At 63.4% G+C, this 17,029-nt stretch carries 13 protein-coding genes and 1 pseudogene; 4 read left to right on the top strand and 10 right to left on the bottom strand.

Annotated features, from left to right (window positions below; all coding sequences use genetic code 11):
* Window positions 1-256 (bottom strand): annotated as a pseudogene (locus OPC11_RS21995) (hypothetical protein); the annotation flags it as partial.
* Window positions 257-575: 319 nt separating this feature from the next.
* Here OPC11_RS21995 and OPC11_RS21990 point away from each other — a divergent pair.
* On the top strand, window positions 576-1,847 hold the full coding sequence (locus tag OPC11_RS21990) for a sulfite oxidase (protein ID WP_264783422.1): 1,272 nt from the start codon (window positions 576-578) through the stop codon (window positions 1,845-1,847).
* A 97-nt stretch (window positions 1,848-1,944) separates the two neighbouring features.
* Here the strand turns inward: OPC11_RS21990 and OPC11_RS21985 are convergent, their stop codons facing one another.
* On the bottom strand, window positions 1,945-2,595 hold the full coding sequence (locus tag OPC11_RS21985) for a M99 family carboxypeptidase catalytic domain-containing protein (protein ID WP_264783421.1): 651 nt from the start codon (window positions 2,593-2,595) through the stop codon (window positions 1,945-1,947).
* 467 nt (window positions 2,596-3,062) lie between these two features.
* Between OPC11_RS21985 and OPC11_RS21980 the strand changes: the two genes are divergently transcribed.
* Window positions 3,063-4,046, top strand: coding sequence for a BtrH N-terminal domain-containing protein (locus OPC11_RS21980; RefSeq protein ID WP_264783420.1), 984 nt, complete (start codon window positions 3,063-3,065; stop codon window positions 4,044-4,046).
* 78 nt (window positions 4,047-4,124) lie between these two features.
* Here OPC11_RS21980 and OPC11_RS21975 read toward each other — a convergent pair whose 3' ends face one another.
* From OPC11_RS21975 to OPC11_RS21965, 3 genes are all read right to left on the bottom strand, one after another.
* Window positions 4,125-5,249: a hypothetical protein gene (locus OPC11_RS21975; protein ID WP_264783419.1), complete on the bottom strand. Its 1,125-nt coding sequence runs from the start codon at window positions 5,247-5,249 to the stop codon at window positions 4,125-4,127.
* Window positions 5,250-5,512: 263 nt separating this feature from the next.
* Complete coding sequence (locus tag OPC11_RS21970) at window positions 5,513-6,025, bottom strand: winged helix-turn-helix transcriptional regulator (protein ID WP_007981140.1); 513 nt, start codon at window positions 6,023-6,025, stop codon at window positions 5,513-5,515.
* 156 nt (window positions 6,026-6,181) lie between these two features.
* Window positions 6,182-6,652: a hypothetical protein gene (locus OPC11_RS21965; RefSeq protein WP_264783418.1), complete on the bottom strand. Its 471-nt coding sequence runs from the start codon at window positions 6,650-6,652 to the stop codon at window positions 6,182-6,184.
* Between the two features lie 509 nt (window positions 6,653-7,161).
* Between OPC11_RS21965 and OPC11_RS21960 the strand changes: the two genes are divergently transcribed.
* Window positions 7,162-7,737 carry a nitrous oxide reductase accessory protein NosL gene (locus OPC11_RS21960; RefSeq protein ID WP_264783417.1) on the top strand — a complete coding sequence of 192 codons (576 nt, stop codon included), beginning with the start codon at window positions 7,162-7,164 and terminating at the stop codon, window positions 7,735-7,737.
* A gap of 23 nt (window positions 7,738-7,760) precedes the next feature.
* Here OPC11_RS21960 and OPC11_RS21955 read toward each other — a convergent pair whose 3' ends face one another.
* The 3 genes from OPC11_RS21955 to OPC11_RS21945 are packed head-to-tail and all read right to left on the bottom strand — an operon-like array spanning window position 7,761 to window position 11,319.
* Entirely contained in the window at window positions 7,761-8,618 is an 858-nt protein-coding gene (locus OPC11_RS21955; RefSeq protein ID WP_264783416.1) for a copper ABC transporter permease, read from the bottom strand.
* Complete coding sequence (locus OPC11_RS21950; RefSeq protein ID WP_264783415.1) at window positions 8,615-9,412, bottom strand: ABC transporter ATP-binding protein; 798 nt, start codon at window positions 9,410-9,412, stop codon at window positions 8,615-8,617. Before OPC11_RS21950 ends, OPC11_RS21955 begins: the two co-directional genes overlap by 4 nt.
* Window positions 9,409-11,319, bottom strand: a complete 1,911-nt coding sequence (locus OPC11_RS21945) for a NosD domain-containing protein (RefSeq protein ID WP_264783414.1) — start codon at window positions 11,317-11,319, stop codon at window positions 9,409-9,411. The genes OPC11_RS21950 and OPC11_RS21945 overlap by 4 nt, the downstream gene beginning before the upstream one ends.
* A gap of 209 nt (window positions 11,320-11,528) precedes the next feature.
* Between OPC11_RS21945 and OPC11_RS21940 the strand changes: the two genes are divergently transcribed.
* Complete coding sequence (locus tag OPC11_RS21940; RefSeq protein ID WP_232423859.1) at window positions 11,529-12,242, top strand: nitrous oxide reductase accessory protein NosL; 714 nt, start codon at window positions 11,529-11,531, stop codon at window positions 12,240-12,242.
* Between the two features lie 179 nt (window positions 12,243-12,421).
* Here OPC11_RS21940 and OPC11_RS21935 read toward each other — a convergent pair whose 3' ends face one another.
* On the bottom strand, window positions 12,422-12,775 hold the full coding sequence (locus OPC11_RS21935) for a high-potential iron-sulfur protein (protein ID WP_264783413.1): 354 nt from the start codon (window positions 12,773-12,775) through the stop codon (window positions 12,422-12,424).
* A gap of 159 nt (window positions 12,776-12,934) precedes the next feature.
* The gene (locus OPC11_RS21930) at window positions 12,935-16,870 is read right to left on the bottom strand and encodes an Eco57I restriction-modification methylase domain-containing protein (RefSeq protein ID WP_264783412.1); all 3,936 of its coding nucleotides are present in this window, start codon (window positions 16,868-16,870) and stop codon (window positions 12,935-12,937) included.
* Window positions 16,871-17,029: the final 159 nt, after the last annotated feature.

Genomic DNA, 17,029 nt, shown 5'->3' with positions numbered 1-17,029 from the left:
CGTAACCGGCGGGTTCGTTGCCCTGTATGCCGCCCACCACGACCGCCGTCGGTCCAGATACCCCTGTATCAGTTACGTACACCTCGGTTTCGTCCGGCGTATCCTCACGGATGGTGTATCTGGTCCGAGTCGCGGCCCGAGTCGTCCCCTGCGTCGCGAGAAACGCCGAAGCGGTAGCCGCGACTCCGGCGTGACGAAGGAACGAACGCCGTGTTCTATCGACTTCCGCGTCCTCTCCTCTCTCGTTATTTGACATCGGCTCATAAATTTAGAAGTTTTATAATTAGTTATGTCCCATCATCTATCACGTTCGGAGGACGTACCGTCTGATAGGAATGATCAATCGGAGTGAAGGGCTCAGGTAATATACGACAAGGAAGGAGAAGAGCGACGATACCGAGGAACGTTTCGAAATCAAGGTGCGACGACGCTCGTCAGAGCCCCTAGCCGGAATTACTTCGATTCGCCACATTCGCCACATTTGTTCGCGGATACGATACGGAAGGAGAACAGGAAAGGCCTGTTCGCACATCACGCCGGAACGGTTTTGCTCGTCGTGAATGATAATATCACGCATGGGAGAGAGCACTGGACGGGACTCACGGCACGGGGAGATAGACGACATCCTCGAACGGAAACCCGGGACGCGGGAGGCTCGTGACGAGGAGGACCGGTACACGGTCGTCGGCGCGGCGAGTCGGGGGACGTTCGCGGACTGGCTGACGCCGGTCGAGGAACACTTCGTCTGCCATCGGAACGACATCCCGGACGCCGACGCGGAGACGTGGCGAGTCAGGGTGACGGGCGTGGACGACGGCGAATCGCTCTCGATGGAGGCGCTTCGGGAGGACTATCCGACGGTCGCCGTCGCACACACGATGGAGTGTGCGGGGAACAACCGCGGCCAACACGACCCTGAGACGGGGAGCGTCCAGTGGACGTGGGACGCCGTTGGAACCGCGATGTGGAGCGGAACGCCGATTCGGGCGGTGCTCGAAGACCGCGGCGTAGACGTGAACGACGATTCGGATCGCTGGCTCACCGCCGTCGGCGGGGACGTCCCCGCGGACGACGACGTGTACGTGAAATCGATTCCGCTATCGAAGGCGCTCGACGATTGCGTCCTCGCGTACGAGATGAACGGCGAACCGCTCCCGGTCGAACACGGGTATCCGGTCCGACTCATCGTGCCGGGATGGTACGGCACGAACAGCGTCAAGTGGGTCGAGGAACTCCGGGTGACGGACACGATGGTCACGGACGCGACGTTCGCCGAGGAGGACGACGGGCGGACGTACACCTACTGGCAACACGGTGCCTACCGCATCCATCCGGCGGACGCCGAACCGGGAATCGAGGAGACGGTTCCGACGGTCGATACGTGGGAGCAACTCGTCGGCGACGTGACGCACCCGTACACGTTCGACGAGAACGTCATGTCGCTCATCGGGGAACCGGACGGCGAACGCCCGGTCACACCCGACGCGGACGGACGGGTGGAGATTCGGGGCGTGGCGTGGGCGGGGGACGACAGGGTGTCCCGCGTCGAAGTATCGACGGACGACGGCGAGACGTGGCACGACGCCGACCTGTACGGCCCGGACTACAGCGGCGCGTGGCGCTTGTTCAGCTACGCGTGGGAACCGAAGACGGGGTTCGACGGGACGGTCACGTTGCTCTCGCGGGCGACCGACGAGGAGGGACGAACCCAGCCGTCCCGCATCGCCGTCCTCGACGACTGGGCGGAGGTTCCCGAGGACGTCTACCCGTGGAACGAGGGGGGCTACGCGGCGAACGCCTACCGACCGAACGGCGTCGAGGTACGGGTTACGCCGCGGGACGAGTGAGCGGTTCGAAGAATGAAGACGGATCGATGGCGGGCAACACCATCGATGTACTCCTATTTACTGTTCATCGACTCTGCAACCCGAAACCATCTCGATTTCAATTTTCGTACGTCCGGTGGATTCCGTGTCGTCCCAGCAGATGTCGAACGATGTTGAGCTCCCAAGCCGTCCGCGTTTTGAGGCTCGTCCCGTACCGGGTCGTCTCGACGATGAATCCCGGCTCGTTCAGGTCGGCATCGACCTTGTGGATGAGTAACGGACGATCCCCGTCTATCAGATTGCCGCGCTTGAACCGATAGTGGTCGGGGAAAGAGTCGTCGAGATGATATCGATTCATGTACTCTTTCGTGCGTATCGCGTCACGAGCGGCACCCGAAACGGTCGTCGGGTAGATCGCCTGTCCGACGCCGTCCGGTCCGACGTCTTCCCGATAGATTCCCCGCGAACTGTGGAGATTGATAACCACGTCCGGGTCGTACGACGTAAGGACGCCCCAAATCGTCCGTGCGAGCGGCGTCGTCGGCGTCCGTCCCGGTGGAAACTTCCGATTGAGGTTACCATTATCATTGAAGTAGGTATCGCGTCGAATCGCGACCGGGTTGGCCCGCGGAATCGTAACGAGCGTTCCCCGATCTATCGACCACGTTTTGATGTCCTCGGCCGCTTCGTAACCGGCGGGTTCGTTGCCCTGTATGCCGCCCACCACGACCGCCGTCGGTCCCGATTTCTGCGTATCGGTAATGTACACCTCGGTTTCGTCCGGCGTATCCTCGCGGATTGTATATTCGGTCCGAATCGTAGCGTCGCTAGTCCCCTGGGTTGCGAGAAAAGCAGAAGTAGTCGCTGCGGCACCAGTAAAACGTAGAAACGAACGCCGTGTTCGATTACATAACGCATCGTCCCCGCTCTTGTTATTTTGCATCGAGTCGTAGATGTAGATAACAGCACTTAATTGTTCACAATTTAAAGTATATTATAGATTTATAATAAAATAATAATTTTTAATTAAGGTTTTCAATATCGATATTTTCCGAGGAAATAAGCGATCCGACGTCGAGCCCACCAGCAATAGCCACACACGAGAGATGTAATGGGAAGAGACGGACGCAGCCATTCGGCATCGAGATTCTCGATAACTGGTCCAAAGGTTCTGAATGCGACGATTCGAAGGACGAAGACGGTCACTACTTTACACGCCGCGTCCATCGAGTACGCATGCACCTCTCCGAGTACGTCCACACGCCCGGAGCGCACTGTGGCTCCGCGTCGCTTCGAAACCTCTCGGACTTCTACGAGTGGGGATTCGACGAATCGCTCTGTTTCGGTCTCGGTTCCGGACTCGGCTTCGGATACTACGAGCGCGGCCCGGCGAGCCGTCTCATCATGGGGCGAAACGGGCAGTTGGAGACGGGGTTCTTCGAGACGCTCGGCATCGACTACCGGGAGGACAGCGAACGGCAGTGGGATGCGGCGTGGAGCGACGTTCGTGAGTATCTCGCGGACGACGTTCCGGTGATGCTGTTCGTGGACCTCTACTACCTCGATTACTTCGAAACGAACACGCACTTCGGCCCGCACATCCTCCTCTGCGTCGGCACCGACGGCGACGACGTGCTCCTGTCCGACAGCGAATTCGAGACGACACAGCGATTGCCCGCCTCCCACCTTCGGGAGGCGTGGGACTCCGACCACGGCTTCGGCCCGCTCGACAACCGATGGCTCGTCGTGACCGATCCGACCATCGAAACCGACCTCGCGACCGCGAGTCGGGACGCGGTTCGACGGACGGCAGACCTCATGCTCTCGGCCGAGGACGGCGGCTGGCACTCGCAAGGTATCGACGGAATTCGCCGGTTCGCGGCGGACCTCCCCTCGTGGACCGCGTTGGGGGATTCGGGCTGGTGCGCCCGGTTCGCCTACCAGAACATCGAACGTCGGGGAACGGGCGGCGGTGCGTTCCGCCGATTGTACGCCGATTTCCTCGACCACGTTGCATCCGACCTCGAACTCGAAGGAGAGATTCCCGACCGCTTCCACGCCGTCGCGGACGATTGGACCGGCCTCGGCGACACGCTCAAAGAGGCGAGCGAAGTCGAAGGGGAAAAACAGGGAGCGCTGTTCGAGGACGCCAGCGAGCAGGCGGCGGCGCTCGCGGACCGCGAAGAACGACTGTTCACGCGGCTTCGAGAAGAACTCTAAGACGGCATCCGACCCAACCGCAAATCCCGGTCGCCGACAGGAATTCCCGATTTCGATTCCCAATTTTCGATTTCCGATTCACTCCGACGGCGCGACGGCACACGCGTCGCCCGCGGACGCGCCGGTCGCCCGAACGATGCTCCAGAGGAGCAACAGCACGCTCGCGGCGAAGAACGTGGACCCGACCGGCGACGACGGTATCATGAACGACCAGTAGACGGGCGTCACGGCGGTCCCGAACAGGACGCTGAGGGCACCGTAGAACGCGGGCGCACAGCAACAGCACGCGGTCGCGCCGGAGGCGGCGAGCGAGCCGGAGAACAGCGGCGTGGCGGAAACCGACTCCGAACCGGACCATTGTTGTGTCACGATGGCCGCGTTCAGGCCGGTCAAACCGCCCAGAATGGCCATCAAGAGGAACGAGCCGACGGAGAGATAGCCGGTGAACGGAATCGACGGGAAGTACCACTCCACGGCGGGCCAGACGACGAGCGGACTGGCGACATTGTAAGGGATGATGAACGCGCTCGTCGGCGCGTTGATCCCGGAGTCCGGTTTGATACTCATCGTTCCGGCCGAGAACGCGAAGAAGACGCACATCAACAACCCCGCGACGATGCCGACGAGCTTCGGCGTCGTCTGAAGACGGATGCTCTGGACGACGCCGCGCGCGTCGGTCCAAACGATGTACGCGATGATCGCCGGAAGCGAGAGCACGAGCAGGTACCCGAGCGGGTTGTAATACCCCTGTCCCGGCATGACGGTCGGGTAGAGTATCCACCCCGCCAACACCATGCAAAGCAGGGCGTACTGCGGTTTCGTCGGGTACCTCGTGAGCACGAGGAGAAAGCCACCCACGGCGAGGAGGCCGCCGATGAACAGGCTCAGAACCGGATAGATGGCGATGAGCTGCGGTGCCGTCTGACCGACGATTTGGGTTTCGACGAGACCGATACCGCCGAAAACCGCGGTGACGGCACTCGCCGTCAGAAGGACGCCGGCGAGCGGTATCGAGAGGAGTTCGCGCCGAATCGCCGCGGCGACCCCGGCCATCACGCAGATACCTCCGACGAAGAAGGAGAAGAGAATCCAGTGGGGCGTTGCCGCGTGCGTCGTCCCGGTGTGTGCCGCAACCGGAGAGGCCGCGATTTCCAACCCGATGATCAGGAAAAGGAGGTTCCGGAGAGTTCGCTCGACGTTCATGGTATGGTTCGGCGTTCTGACTGTCGTGCAGCCGAGAATGCGCTCGGCCGTCGCTTTCGTTTCATGTGCGTCTCCGTCCAGTACGGTGTCGGTTATCGGTGGCGTTGAAAGTAGGTTCTGGTGTGAACATCGAAAGAGGTGTCGATACGGGAGGAAAGGTCGGGACTCGGGGGAAAAGTCGGAACCCGAGGGAGAGAAGAGGTCGGGACTCGGGACGGGAGAGGGGGAAATTCTCCCGCTTCGACGGACGAACCGGTCACGGCCTATTCGGCGAGAAGGCTATCGACGAGTCGGGTGAACCGGTCGATGAACCGGTCCGGAATCGACGGCGCGATTTGCTTCAGGAGCGTTCGCGTCCGGTCGGGGCGATTCACCACGAGCGTCACGCGGTTTTGGCCGTCGCGTTCCTTGACGATGACTTCCTGTTCGACGAGCCGACTCAGGTGCCACTCCAGCGTGCTCCGGGCGATGCCGAGGTCGTCGGCGACCGTTTGCGGGTCGGTCGGTTCGTGTTCGAGAACGTACCCGATGATGTCGCGCGACGTTTCCCGGCGGAACAGCGCGAGGAGACGCCGTTCCCACGGGTCGAACGACGGCGAGTAGTAGTGCGTTCGGCCGTACAGTTTCTCTTCGACGATGGAATCGTCGTCGAGTAACCGGTGGACGTGATACTGAATTTGACCGGGAGCGAAATCGACCGACCGCACGAGTTCGTTGAAGTGAATGCCGGGATTCCGCCGGATCTGAAGCTCGATTCGGGTACGTGTTTCCGTCATGTGTAGCTGTGGTTCCGTGTCGCCGTTCCTACCCGTTTCTCAGGTGACGAGACTTCTAAACCTCACGATATTCTCGCGTGCTGTCGCGGTAAGCGCCTCGGAAAATGGGTCCTCACGGAGCGGGCGGGCGGCGCGGTCGGAAAGAAGTCGGCGAAATCACTGTTCGAACCCGTTCGGGAAGTCGGTGTCTACTCGTTCGTCGTCGGCGTCTTCGCGTCGAGGACGGTCCTCGGACCCGGCGGATTCCATCCGAGCGAAGACCACGGCTGCGATGAGCAACAGCGCCGTGGCGAAATCGAGCGCGTGCTCTATCAGGTGATGCGTCGTCCCGGGCACGAACCCGAAGGCGGTGAGTCCGCCCATGAACGCCTTCGCCGCGAGCATCCCGAGCGCGAGCGACACGAACAGGTAGGGCCGGGAGCGGCGCTGTGAAAAGGCGAACACGCTGGCGCTGGCCAACACGCTCGATGCGATGCCGCCGAGAACGATGAAGACGAACGTCACGTCCGTCGTGGTACTACCGAGGTGCAAGGGCGTGGCGGGGTCGGCGAGACCACCGCTCGTCGAACGAGCGAGCGCTCGCATCCACGGGGTGCCAAAGACGAGGGTCGGGATACCGAGATTCATACGGAGTCAGCGGCGTTACGTGGCGAGTTTGCTTCGATTGTGTATAAATCCTGCCACGACCGTCGTCGCGTTCGAAGCGTTACTCATCGTCGGTGCCACCGGGTCGCGTTCGACTTCTCCGTCCGCGCGCGTCGGATCGGAACCGAACGACGTCGATGACGAGCGGCGTCGATGACGTGTGGGCGAGCGGGAGAGGTGAGTGAGACGGTCGGGACGGACGAGACTGTCGGGTGTGCCATTGGCGGATATCGCCACGGGTCGGAAAAGGCCGTTCTGGTGCGAGTTTCGAATGCGGGTCCTCGGGAGCCGTAGCATCCGGTTTCGACTCTAATCCGATTCGACGCGGCGAGTCGCCGCCGCGTTTCGAGACGCGCGTTGGAGCGATGGCGCCGCTGGACCGCTCCGCGCCAAACGAACGAAATGGGGCGAAAACGGCGCGTACCGCTCCGAGACCGGGATTCGAGGACCCTACCAGACCGTATTTGGGGAACGACTAGGTAGAACGGACAATGACGAAGCTTCGACCCGCGGCGTCGCGGCGGGCGGTCCTCGTAGGTGCCGGAACGACGGGAGCCGCCCTCCTCGCCGGGTGTCTCGGGAGCAGAAACGGGAAATCGGTGGAGCCGATAGCGCTGACGGGGACGAAACAGTGTGAGACCTGCGGAATGGTTCTTGAGCAACATCCCGGCCCGAAAGCGCAGTTCTTCTATCGGGACGAGGGACCCGAGCACGACGGTCCCGCGTGGTTCTGCAGCGCGTGGGAGGGATTTCAGTACGATATGCGAGCGAGCGACCGCGACTGGACGCGACGGAAGGGGTTCATCACGGACTATTCGGCCGTGGACTACGAGGTGTTCTCCGACGGCGGCGACCAATTCATCTCCTCGCATCTCCAAGAAGAGGCGTTCTCGCCCGTCAACGAACTGGTCTACGTCGTCGGGAGCGACGTCGTCGGTGCGATGGGAGACGACCTGTTACCGTTCGGCGAGCGCGCGGACGCCGACGCGTTCGCGGACGAGTACGGCGGTGACGTCATCGACTACAACGCGGTGACGCCGCGGCTCATCGGCCAAATCGGTCGCTGAAGGCTAAACGGTGCGGCGGGGCGCTACCAAACCCGACGGATGGCGACGGCGAGCAAAACTGCTGCCCACGCGAGAAGCGCCACGGTCGGAAAGAGGGGAGGAATCGTCGTCACGCCGCTCGTCGTCGCACCGATGACGGTCGTCATCACGAGCGCGCGATACGCGCTAGCCGGACCGAGCGCGAGGGCGGCCGCGAGCGTTCGCTCCCCGAGCATCCCCTCCGCGAGTCCGCTGAGCACGAGCAGGTCGAGGCCGAGAGAGAGCGTCACGACCGAGATGACGGCGACGACGACGCCCGTGCGAACCGAGCGAGCGGTCGCGGAGACGGCGATACCGCCCACGAGGTTCACGATACCGTAGAGGAGCGTCAGCGAGACGAACCGGACGTAGAGGACGGGCGAATCGGCACCGTTCGTCGTGGCGAACAGGTATTCGGCGGGTTCCGGCCGAAGGAACGCTATCGCGCCGACAAGCGCGAGCGGCACGGTGAGGAGCACGACCAGCGCGCACAGTCGCGCCGCCACAACGCCGCCGACGTAGGCCGCCCGCGGGAGCGGAAACGTCCGCAGTACGGCGAGTTCGCCGCTGATTCGGTCGTCGAGCACGGCGCGGTAGCCGAGCGCGAACGCGACCACCGGGACCAAGACCTCGACGTAGGTCAGGAGGTCGATTATCATGGGCACGTACCCGACCGTGACGCCGCCGCCCAGAAGCGTGAGTCCGACGACGGCGACGGCGAACCCGCCCGCCAATCCGAGATAGGCGCGGCTTCGTCGGATGGTCGTCAGTTCGCGGCGGAAGACCGGCCCCGCAGCGCGGAGTCCGAGGCCGCGGTCGGCGCGCGTCGGCCGTTGCGTGGCCGTCGCCGTCTCGTCGCTCATGCGTCCCCTCCGGCGCTTCGAACCGCGACGTGACCTTCGTGGTCCGCAACGAGGTCGTCGAACAGCGTGCGGAGCGACCCCTCGTCGTCGGTGACGCTCTCGATGCGCCCGCTCGTCGCAACCTCCCCGCGTCGGAGCGCCACCACGTGGTCAGAGCGTTCCGCCACGAGTTCGAGGTCGTGCGAACTCAACAGGACGGCCGTCCCGTCCGCCGCGACCCGGTTCGCGATATCGAAGACGCGCTCGCTCATGGACGGGTCGAGGCCGCTGGTCGGTTCGTCGAGGACGACGAGCGGCGGCGAGCCGAGGAGCGCGGTGGCGATTCCGAGTAACCGCGTCATGCCGCCGGAGAGGTCCGACGCGCGTCGGTCGCGGGCGGATTCCAGTCCGACGCGTGCGAGCGTCGATGTCACGTCGTCCTCGCCGACGATAGCGGCGTACGCCGCGACTGTCTCCTCGACCGTCAGTTGACCCCGGAACGAGGGCGTTTGTGGAAGGTAGCCGATGGTCCGTCCACGGTTCTCGGGGCGCGTAATACTCCCTTCGGTCGGCTCGATGAGGCCGGAGAGGGTGCGAAGCAGCGTCGTCTTCCCGGACCCGTTCGGCCCGATGAGCGCGGTTACGGTTCCCGTCGGCACCGTGAGGGAAACGCCGGACAACACGGTGACGTCGCCGAAGCGTTTCGTGACGTCGGCAGTGGTGACCGCGGAGCGTTCCGTGGATTCGCGGGGTCCCGCGTCGTCGGTCGCGGACTGTTCGACAGCGTTCGGAAGGTCGGGGTGCGTCGTCGTCATGAGTCGTATGCAATTGCGGTTCGGTCGGCGAACTGTTCCGCGCGGGAAATCCGGTCGGGGTTGGACGGGTGCGAGAGCGGACGGCGGTCCACCACGCCGTCGGTGCGCATCCCGGGGACGGTTCCGCGGAGGAACCGCGTCAGTCGATACCCCGGCGACTCCGCCACCACGCGAACGGCGGGCACCGTGGCGAGTCGCCGTCCGACCGGGTCCGTTGGGGAAAACGAGCGGTCGAGGCGGTTCCCCGCGGTTCTACCGGGCGCGCCGCTCCAGTAGTTACCGACGCCATCGGACGTCCAGACGTGCAACGTGCTGTACGTCGAGGCCGCGTGGCGCTCGTTTGAGACGAAATCGTTGTTCGAAACCGAGTTCGACGCGAGGAGGTCGGTCGCCTGTGCGCCGATTCGGTTTCCGTAGACGACGTTCTCCTCGTAAATCGAGTGGCTGGTCGTCACCTCGAAACCGTACGTGTTGTTCGCCACGATGTTGCGCGCGACGTAGGCCCGACTTCCGGCGACTGAAATTCCGATGTCGGCTCCCGCCACCCTGTTATCGACGACCGTGGTGTTCGTCGGTTTCGTCATCACGCTGATTCCCGAGCGTCGCTGGTCGCGCATGGTGTTGTTCGCCACGAGCGTCCCGGAGGTGTACATCAGGTGAACGCCGATGCGTCCCCCGGTCATCGTGTTGTTCCTGACGACGAGTCCGTCCGCGCGATGGGTGGCAACGCTGTCGCGGCCGTCGAGAAACCGCGAGTTCTGGACGACCCCGTTCGAGTACATCCACATGACGCCCATGCCGCTCTCGTACCGGTCGTCGCTCCCGTGAAGCGTGAGGTTGGTGACGACGGCATCGGTACTGTTCGTGACGAAAACGCCGGTATCCGGCGTCGTGACCGTCACGTCGGCGATCAGCGTTGCGTCGGCGTCGTCAACTCGCATGGCCGCGCTGCTGTCCGCGTAGGCGTTTTTCACCCACGAATCCCATCCGCGACCGCTGCCGACCCACCCGGACGAGTCGGACCCGGCCCCGGACTCGGTTCCGGTGATGGAGAGTCCGACGACCGCGGCGCGGTCAGCACGAACGGTAACGACACCCGTCGAGTCGTTACCGCGGACTGTCGCACCCGGCGCCCCTCGGAGCGTGACGGGTTTGCGGATGGTCACGTTCCCCTCGTAGGTGCCGGGGGGAACGAACACCGTCGTGTTGGCGGGCGCTCGGTCGATTGCCGCGGCGATTGTCGGCGCGTCGCGGCCGACGACGACGGACGTCGGCCGGTCCCGATAGCCCGCCGTCGCTCGCACGTCCCGGTCCGCTCCCGCGCGCTTGGACGACGCGTCCGCTCCCGCGCGGCGGTCATCCGCCGTCCAGACGGTCGGGACGGCGGTCTCCCACCGAACGACGCGACCGCCGTGGGCCGACGCGAACCGTTCCGCGTCGGTTCGGTCGCTGAACGCGGGGACGGCCGGTCCGGCCATCGTCCTGCCGTCGCTGTCGCGGACGAAGAACGCCCGGTCGGCGCGAACCCAGTCGGGAGTGCCGTCGTGCACGAGATAGCCGTCCTCGGTCGTGCGAAGCGAAACCGTCGAGAGGTCGCTCACGTAGACGGCGATGGGCGTCCCGTACCGCTGTGTCGTCTCCGGAAGCTGCGATACTCGCGCGTACGCCGAGACGCCGTAGTATCCCAGCACGTACCGATAGCCCGAGTAGAAGACCTCGACCTGCGGCACCAATAGGTCCCGCTCGCGGCTCTCCTCGATGGCGGTCGACGAGAGACCGGCCGAGACCGTTTCGTGGAACGCCACCGGTTCGGGTGTCGCCGTCGTATCGGCGGCGAACGAGCCGACCCCGATGGCGGTCGTTGCGATGATGAGCACGACACCGAGCGCCGTCACACGTCGAAACACATCGATACTTCCCAGGCGACCAGTATAGCGTGACTGGTACACATCTCGAACCGCGCGACCGCCACCAGTGGTCCGTACGGTCGAAGAATACAGTCGAGCGCGATGCATCTGCCGAGTGATATCCCGTACGTGCCGTTTTCAGCGCCCATTCCGGCTGATTCGCCCACCGTACCAGAATGACCTAATAAATATACTGGGACCCTTACTCCATGGGACGAAAGGACCAGTCAGGAACCGAAGGGAAATTCGACCGTCGGACGGTGCTGAAAACGGGTGCGCTCGGCGCGGGAATCGCTCTCGCGGGGTGTCTCGGCGGCGGACCGGGCGATGACGGCGGCGAGACGGTCGCGGCGACGATGAGTCAAACGGGTACGACGAACGACGGGGAGACTCGAACGGAGGACGGAACGGAAACGGAGGAAGGAGAGTCGGAACGAGACGACGAGACGACGGACGGTGAAACGTCCCACGGGGACACCGCTGAGGGAACCCCCGAAACGCCCGCGAAGGACGAGAAATGCGCCGTCTGTAACATGAAAGTCGCGATGTATCCGAAGTACAACGCGCAGTTGCAGCGGACGGACGGCGAGCGCGTCCACTTCTGTTCGACGGGGTGTTTGGTCGCCTACGTCGAAAAGCCGAGTCAGTTCGACGACGACGCGTCCCCCGATGACATCGGGACGAAGTGGGTTCACGACCACGAGTCGAAAGAACTCGTCAGTGTCGCCGACGAGTACTTCGTTCTCGAAATGAACGCCGAGCACGTCGACGACCCGATGATGAAAAACCCGCTCGCGTTTTCGACCGAGAGCGCCGCGAAAGCGTACGTCGAGGGGTACGACGACCTCTCGACGGACGACATCGTTCGGTTCGATGCGTTCACCCTCGAAACCGCGAAACAGTATCGAGGTCGATTCTTCTAGCGAGACGAACCGTTTGCAAGAACGTCGGTGATTTTCGTGAATAGTCTTGTGCAGTCGTCTGTTTACTCTGCACGTCCGCTCGACGACCGTGGCCGGACAATCACGGACTAGTTGCGATAGTCGCGCGGACAGTTCGGCGAGAAGAACCGTCAGTTACCGTCGTACCGTCGCACCGGGCATCAGCCACCGTCGTACCGGGCGTAGAGCGTACACCACGCGTCGGGTTCGATATCCCCTTCGACGACGGCGCACGCGCCGAGGTCGTCGCCGTTCTTGTCGGGGACGTAGTGAATGCAGTTTGCACAGGTCGCGGTTCCTTGTGCGGCGTGGTAGTTGACGCCGCCCTTCGACCGGAGCGCGTCCGGGTTCCGAGCGGTTCCGCCCTGCGCCGTCGCGGTTCGATACGGTTTCGGAACGGGGTCGGTCGGTTCGTCGCCGGACGGGCCGCCGAGACAGCCCGCGAGCGCTACCGCGGGGGAGGCCCCGAGCCCTCGAAGCAGTCGCCGTCGAGAGAGACGAGTCGAACGGTCCATACGGCGATAACCGGGTGGACGGTAAATCGGCGTTCTGGTGCATCCCTCGAATTCGAGACCCGCGCCGGTCGGCGGAGAGTTCACCGACGTGCGTTTGAAACCTATTTGGTGGATTTCCGGTCGCATTGTGAAATCGATGCGGTGTTCGACAGGGGTAATTCACACGCCGTCGGCCTTCTCGACTCGCTGTCGAGCGAGTTTGACGACGCCCCGATAGAGGTCCCGGTGGACCGCCTCGTCGAATCCGAGGAGGTCCCGGACCACAAGCCGGTCGAGTTCGAGTCGGTCGGGAGCGACGCGCTCGAACGATACCGATTCCGGGTCGGAGGTTCCCAGTTCGTCGAAGATGGACGCGATGGGACGGGCACCGAGTTGCTCGAACCGCGTCGCGATATCGGCTTTCAACTGGTCATCGACGGCATTCGGGCGCGGAATCGGCGTCCTTCTGTGGTCGTCGGTCGCGATGTCCAGCGCGCCCTGCCCCAGATTCACGCGGCCGTTTACCTCCGTCGCGAGCGCGCCGTACGTCGAATTGAGCAGTCCCGCGACGAACCGCCGGTTCCGTTCGCCGCCCGGAACTTCGATTCCGTGAAGGCGGTTGTCGATCCACGTTTGTTGGGTCGGAAACCAGTACGCGTGGCGGAGGTCGATACTCTTCATCGGGAGTACGTCCCCGCGCTGGAGGTCCTCGGTGAGGTCGTACCACCCGACACCACGGCTCGAAACCGAGGACGGGAACGGCGTGCGTTTGCGTCCGATATCGTCCCGGCTCGGGTCGTACTCCTCGCCCCAGCGGACGTACTCGGCGACGTCCCCGTCCAGTTCGTCCCGCAGCTCGTCGATGCGGAGGACGTATCGGAGCCCCCGACCCGGTTCGAGCGATTCGAGGTCGAAAACCGGCGTTTCGAACGACTTCGACGTTTTCAACACGAGGTTCGGCTCCCATCCGTCCGCCGTCTCGTGCATCCAGTACGACCGCGGTATCTCCAGTTCCGTCGCGTAGCCGCCGTCGGGCCACTCGCCGGTAGCCGTCAGAACGAGGGAGTCCCCCTCCGGACGCGCGTCGTAGTAGTCGCTGGGGAGGTAGAAAAACTGATTCGCGCCGGTTCGGGTCCCCCGCTGGACGGCACAACGGGAGCCGAGCGGGACCAGTTCAGGGTCCGCATTGCCCACGATATCGAAGAAGACCGTCGGCGCTCTGGTGTATTTTCCCCACTTGCCCGAACGGTAGTCCCCCCGCGGTCGCACCCACCCGTCGGCCTCGTCGATGGTTGTACTCGCACCGCCGAGCCGCCACAGGGCGGATTCGGGAACGCCGATGGACCGCCACCCGTCACCGGTTTTGATCGTCAGCCGTTCGTCGTGGAAGGGGAGAGAAGAACCAGTTCCCGACCCGACAAGGACGGATTCGAGGGTATCCCCGGAGACGAATCGGTCGTACTCCGTGTACGCCGCCACGAACTCGACGGCGTTCGACAATCGGCCGGAGGAATTCCGATTTACGACGGAGAGAACGGTGTTGACGTCCGCCTCTTCGAACGTCCGCCGGGCGCGGCTCTCGAAGAGATAGCGGACGTCACCCTCGGAGAGCAGGAATTCCTGTAATCGAACGCCGTAATCGACGTCCAACCACGCGTTCGAGGTGACGAACGACAGCGTGCCACCCTCCCGAAGCACGTCCATCGAGCGGAAATAGAAGTACAGGTACAGGTCACTCGTCTTGTACGGCGCGATGTCGAACCGCCGTTCGACGAACTCGCCGAGCGCTCGTTTGTACGCCGACTTCGACTCGCGGGACGCATCGGTGCGGAACGCATCGGTAGCGGTGGTCGTGGTGGCGGGGGACGTGGTGGCGGTCGTCGCGTCGGGACCGGACTGGTGGAGGTTCGGTGGGGAGATGTTTTCGTGGCGAACGTATGGCGGGTTGCCGATGACGATATCGAACCCGCCGGTCGTCATCACGGCCGGGAAATCGAGTTCCCAGACGAACCCGTCTCCGTCGTCCGACTCGGCCCGCTCCCGAAGCCGTTCGATTCCGTCGAGCGTGGCGGTCGCGCTCGACGAGGACCTCGACTGCCGGTCGGTGGCCCGCTCCAGGGCGGCGAAGACTAGATTCGTTCGCTGTGCTTCGACGAGCGTCGGGTCGTCGAGTTCTCCCTCGAAAAATCGGGTCTTTCGGTCCACGAACTCGCGGCGTTCCCGCTCGAGTTCCCCTCCCGTATCGTCCCCTTCATCGGCGCAGTGACGGAGTTGCTCGAAGGGAAGGTGCTCGTCAGCGCTGGCGTTCTGGACCAGCGTGTCACCGACCAGCAGGTCGAACGAAAGGTCGGGAAAGAGCGAGTGCACATCGGGACAGGGAGCGCCATGATGGGTATCGCCGGGATGAGTATCGACGGAATGAGTAGCTCCATGATGGCTATCGGCGGAACGAGTAGCGTCGGGATGGGTATCGTCTGGGCAACCGTCTTCGGATCGGAGCAACGAGAGCCAGAGACGCATCTCCGCGACGTGAATCGCCCACGGTTTGATATCGACGCCGGAGACGTTCTCGGAGAGGACTCGCTTTTTCAACCCGTACGCCCCATCGTAGCCGAGTTTTCGGTAGAGTTCGGTGAGAATCTCCGTCATCCCGACGAGGAACGCACCCCCGCCACACGCGGGATCCACGATGTCGAGCGAGCGCAGGACGGACTCCAATTCATCGGTCGGTTCGGCGGGTTCGGGGTTCCAATCGAGGGGGTCGCCGAAGACGAACTCGACCAGACGCCGTTCGGCGTCCGCCTCATCGATGTCGAGTCGGTCGCGGAACTGTTCGTACAGCGCCGTCCGGCACAGCAGGTCCACCTCGGTACGTGGCGTGTAGAAGATACCCGCCTCGTCGCGTTCCCGCTCGGCGATGAACGATTCGTAAATCGTCCCCAGTATCCGGGGAGAGACCGCGACGTCGATGTCGTCCGGTCGCTCCTCGGCGAGCGTGAAGGGATACTCCTCGAAGAAGTCACGGATGACGGAGCGCAAGGTGGCATCCGAGAGGAAAGCGCCCTCCGTCTCGACGACATCCGACCGGAAGAGTCCGCCATCGAGTTCCGGACGTTCGGAAAGAGCGTCGGCGACCGGACCGGGGAACGTCAAGGAGTTGGGGAACGGCGCGGAGTCGGGAAGTGCCGAGGAGTCGGAAAGTACCGTCGAATCCGATACTGCGGTATCATTGGAAGCTGTCGTATCGGCGGGCGTCCCGTCGGGTTGATGAACGCGACCGAAGAGCGCGGAAAGCCATTTTTCGTGGAAGCAGTCCACATCGTCGGAGCGTTCGTACTGCCGGAGGAACCACGGGAGGAAGTCCGTTCGCCCGCCGAGTCGCCCCGTTTTTTGCAGGAAATAGAAAAACGACAGCCGATTCAGCGTGAGGTGCGCACCCTGGTCGGCCGCGGTCTCCGACACTCCCTTCTCCCGGAGTTCGGTGCGAAGGGTATCGAACACCTCCGTGTACTCCTCGTAGAACCGCTTCGTGACCGGCTCGAGACGGAAGGCGTCGTGAATTCGGTCGGCGAGACCGCTCTCGGTCGCGTTCAGTCCCGCCAGCGCGCTGGCGACGGTTCGGTGCGTTTCGCCCGCTCCGAGGACGTACCGCCGGAGAACGGGTCGGCCGGTGGTGATGTCACCGATTCCGTCCTCGTACGGCGTCACGAGATGCCAAACGTCGGCGTCCGGAGCGTGGAAAACGGCCACGAAGGAACCGCTACCGCCCCACGCTTCGGAACGGTTGGAATCGGCGAGGTCACGCACGACGCTTCGCTCGGCGGTCCGCGTGAGTTCCTCCAGTTCCACGTAGACCACCCGAAACGACCCGGCTTTCGCAAGTACGCGAGCGGCCATCGTCCGCGATGCACTCGACCATTCGCTGACCGGAAGGTCCTGCCACGGAGTATCGCCGAGCGACGAGGGCGTCGCTTCGAAGTCGAGTAGCTGCACGAAGAGGGTCCGAAAGAATCGGGTCGCCGCCTCCTCCGTTGGACGAGACTCCCGCTCGAACGTGCCGAGCGATAGCCCGTCGTCGAGGTGGCGACGAACGACCTGCGTTCGGTCGTCACACATGTTCGACGGGAAAGACGAGAAGTGTTGAGCCGTCGATACCGGTTCGCATACGGAACCATGGTGTTCCGCCTTGCTTAAATTTTACAAACGAGCCTCGGGCTATCCACAGAGGAAAGTGTGGACGATTTAATGAGTGGGAGAGAACGGTGCGGTACTGCA

Source organism: Haladaptatus sp. T7 (genome assembly GCF_026008575.1).
Taxonomy (GTDB): domain Archaea; phylum Halobacteriota; class Halobacteria; order Halobacteriales; family Haladaptataceae; genus Haladaptatus; species Haladaptatus paucihalophilus.
Note: the sequence above shows the minus strand (reverse complement) of the source record. Positions and strands in the feature narration are given on the sequence as shown.

What these genes read in the sequence shown, in the direction of transcription:
- OPC11_RS21990 (WP_264783422.1), top strand. Translation starts at nt 576, where the DNA reads ATGGGAGAGAGCACTGGACGGGACTCACGGCACGGGGAGATAGACGAC.
- OPC11_RS21980 (WP_264783420.1), top strand. Translation starts at nt 3,063, where the DNA reads ATGCACCTCTCCGAGTACGTCCACACGCCCGGAGCGCACTGTGGCTCC.
- OPC11_RS21975 (WP_264783419.1), bottom strand. Translation starts at nt 5,249, where the DNA reads ATGAACGTCGAGCGAACTCTCCGGAACCTCCTTTTCCTGATCATCGGG.
- OPC11_RS21970 (WP_007981140.1), bottom strand. Translation starts at nt 6,025, where the DNA reads ATGACGGAAACACGTACCCGAATCGAGCTTCAGATCCGGCGGAATCCC.
- OPC11_RS21965 (WP_264783418.1), bottom strand. Translation starts at nt 6,652, where the DNA reads ATGAATCTCGGTATCCCGACCCTCGTCTTTGGCACCCCGTGGATGCGA.
- OPC11_RS21960 (WP_264783417.1), top strand. Translation starts at nt 7,162, where the DNA reads ATGACGAAGCTTCGACCCGCGGCGTCGCGGCGGGCGGTCCTCGTAGGT.
- OPC11_RS21955 (WP_264783416.1), bottom strand. Translation starts at nt 8,618, where the DNA reads ATGAGCGACGAGACGGCGACGGCCACGCAACGGCCGACGCGCGCCGAC.
- OPC11_RS21950 (WP_264783415.1), bottom strand. Translation starts at nt 9,412, where the DNA reads ATGACGACGACGCACCCCGACCTTCCGAACGCTGTCGAACAGTCCGCG.
- OPC11_RS21940 (WP_232423859.1), top strand. Translation starts at nt 11,529, where the DNA reads ATGGGACGAAAGGACCAGTCAGGAACCGAAGGGAAATTCGACCGTCGG.
- OPC11_RS21935 (WP_264783413.1), bottom strand. Translation starts at nt 12,775, where the DNA reads ATGGACCGTTCGACTCGTCTCTCTCGACGGCGACTGCTTCGAGGGCTC.
- OPC11_RS21930 (WP_264783412.1), bottom strand. Translation starts at nt 16,870, where the DNA reads ATGTGTGACGACCGAACGCAGGTCGTTCGTCGCCACCTCGACGACGGG.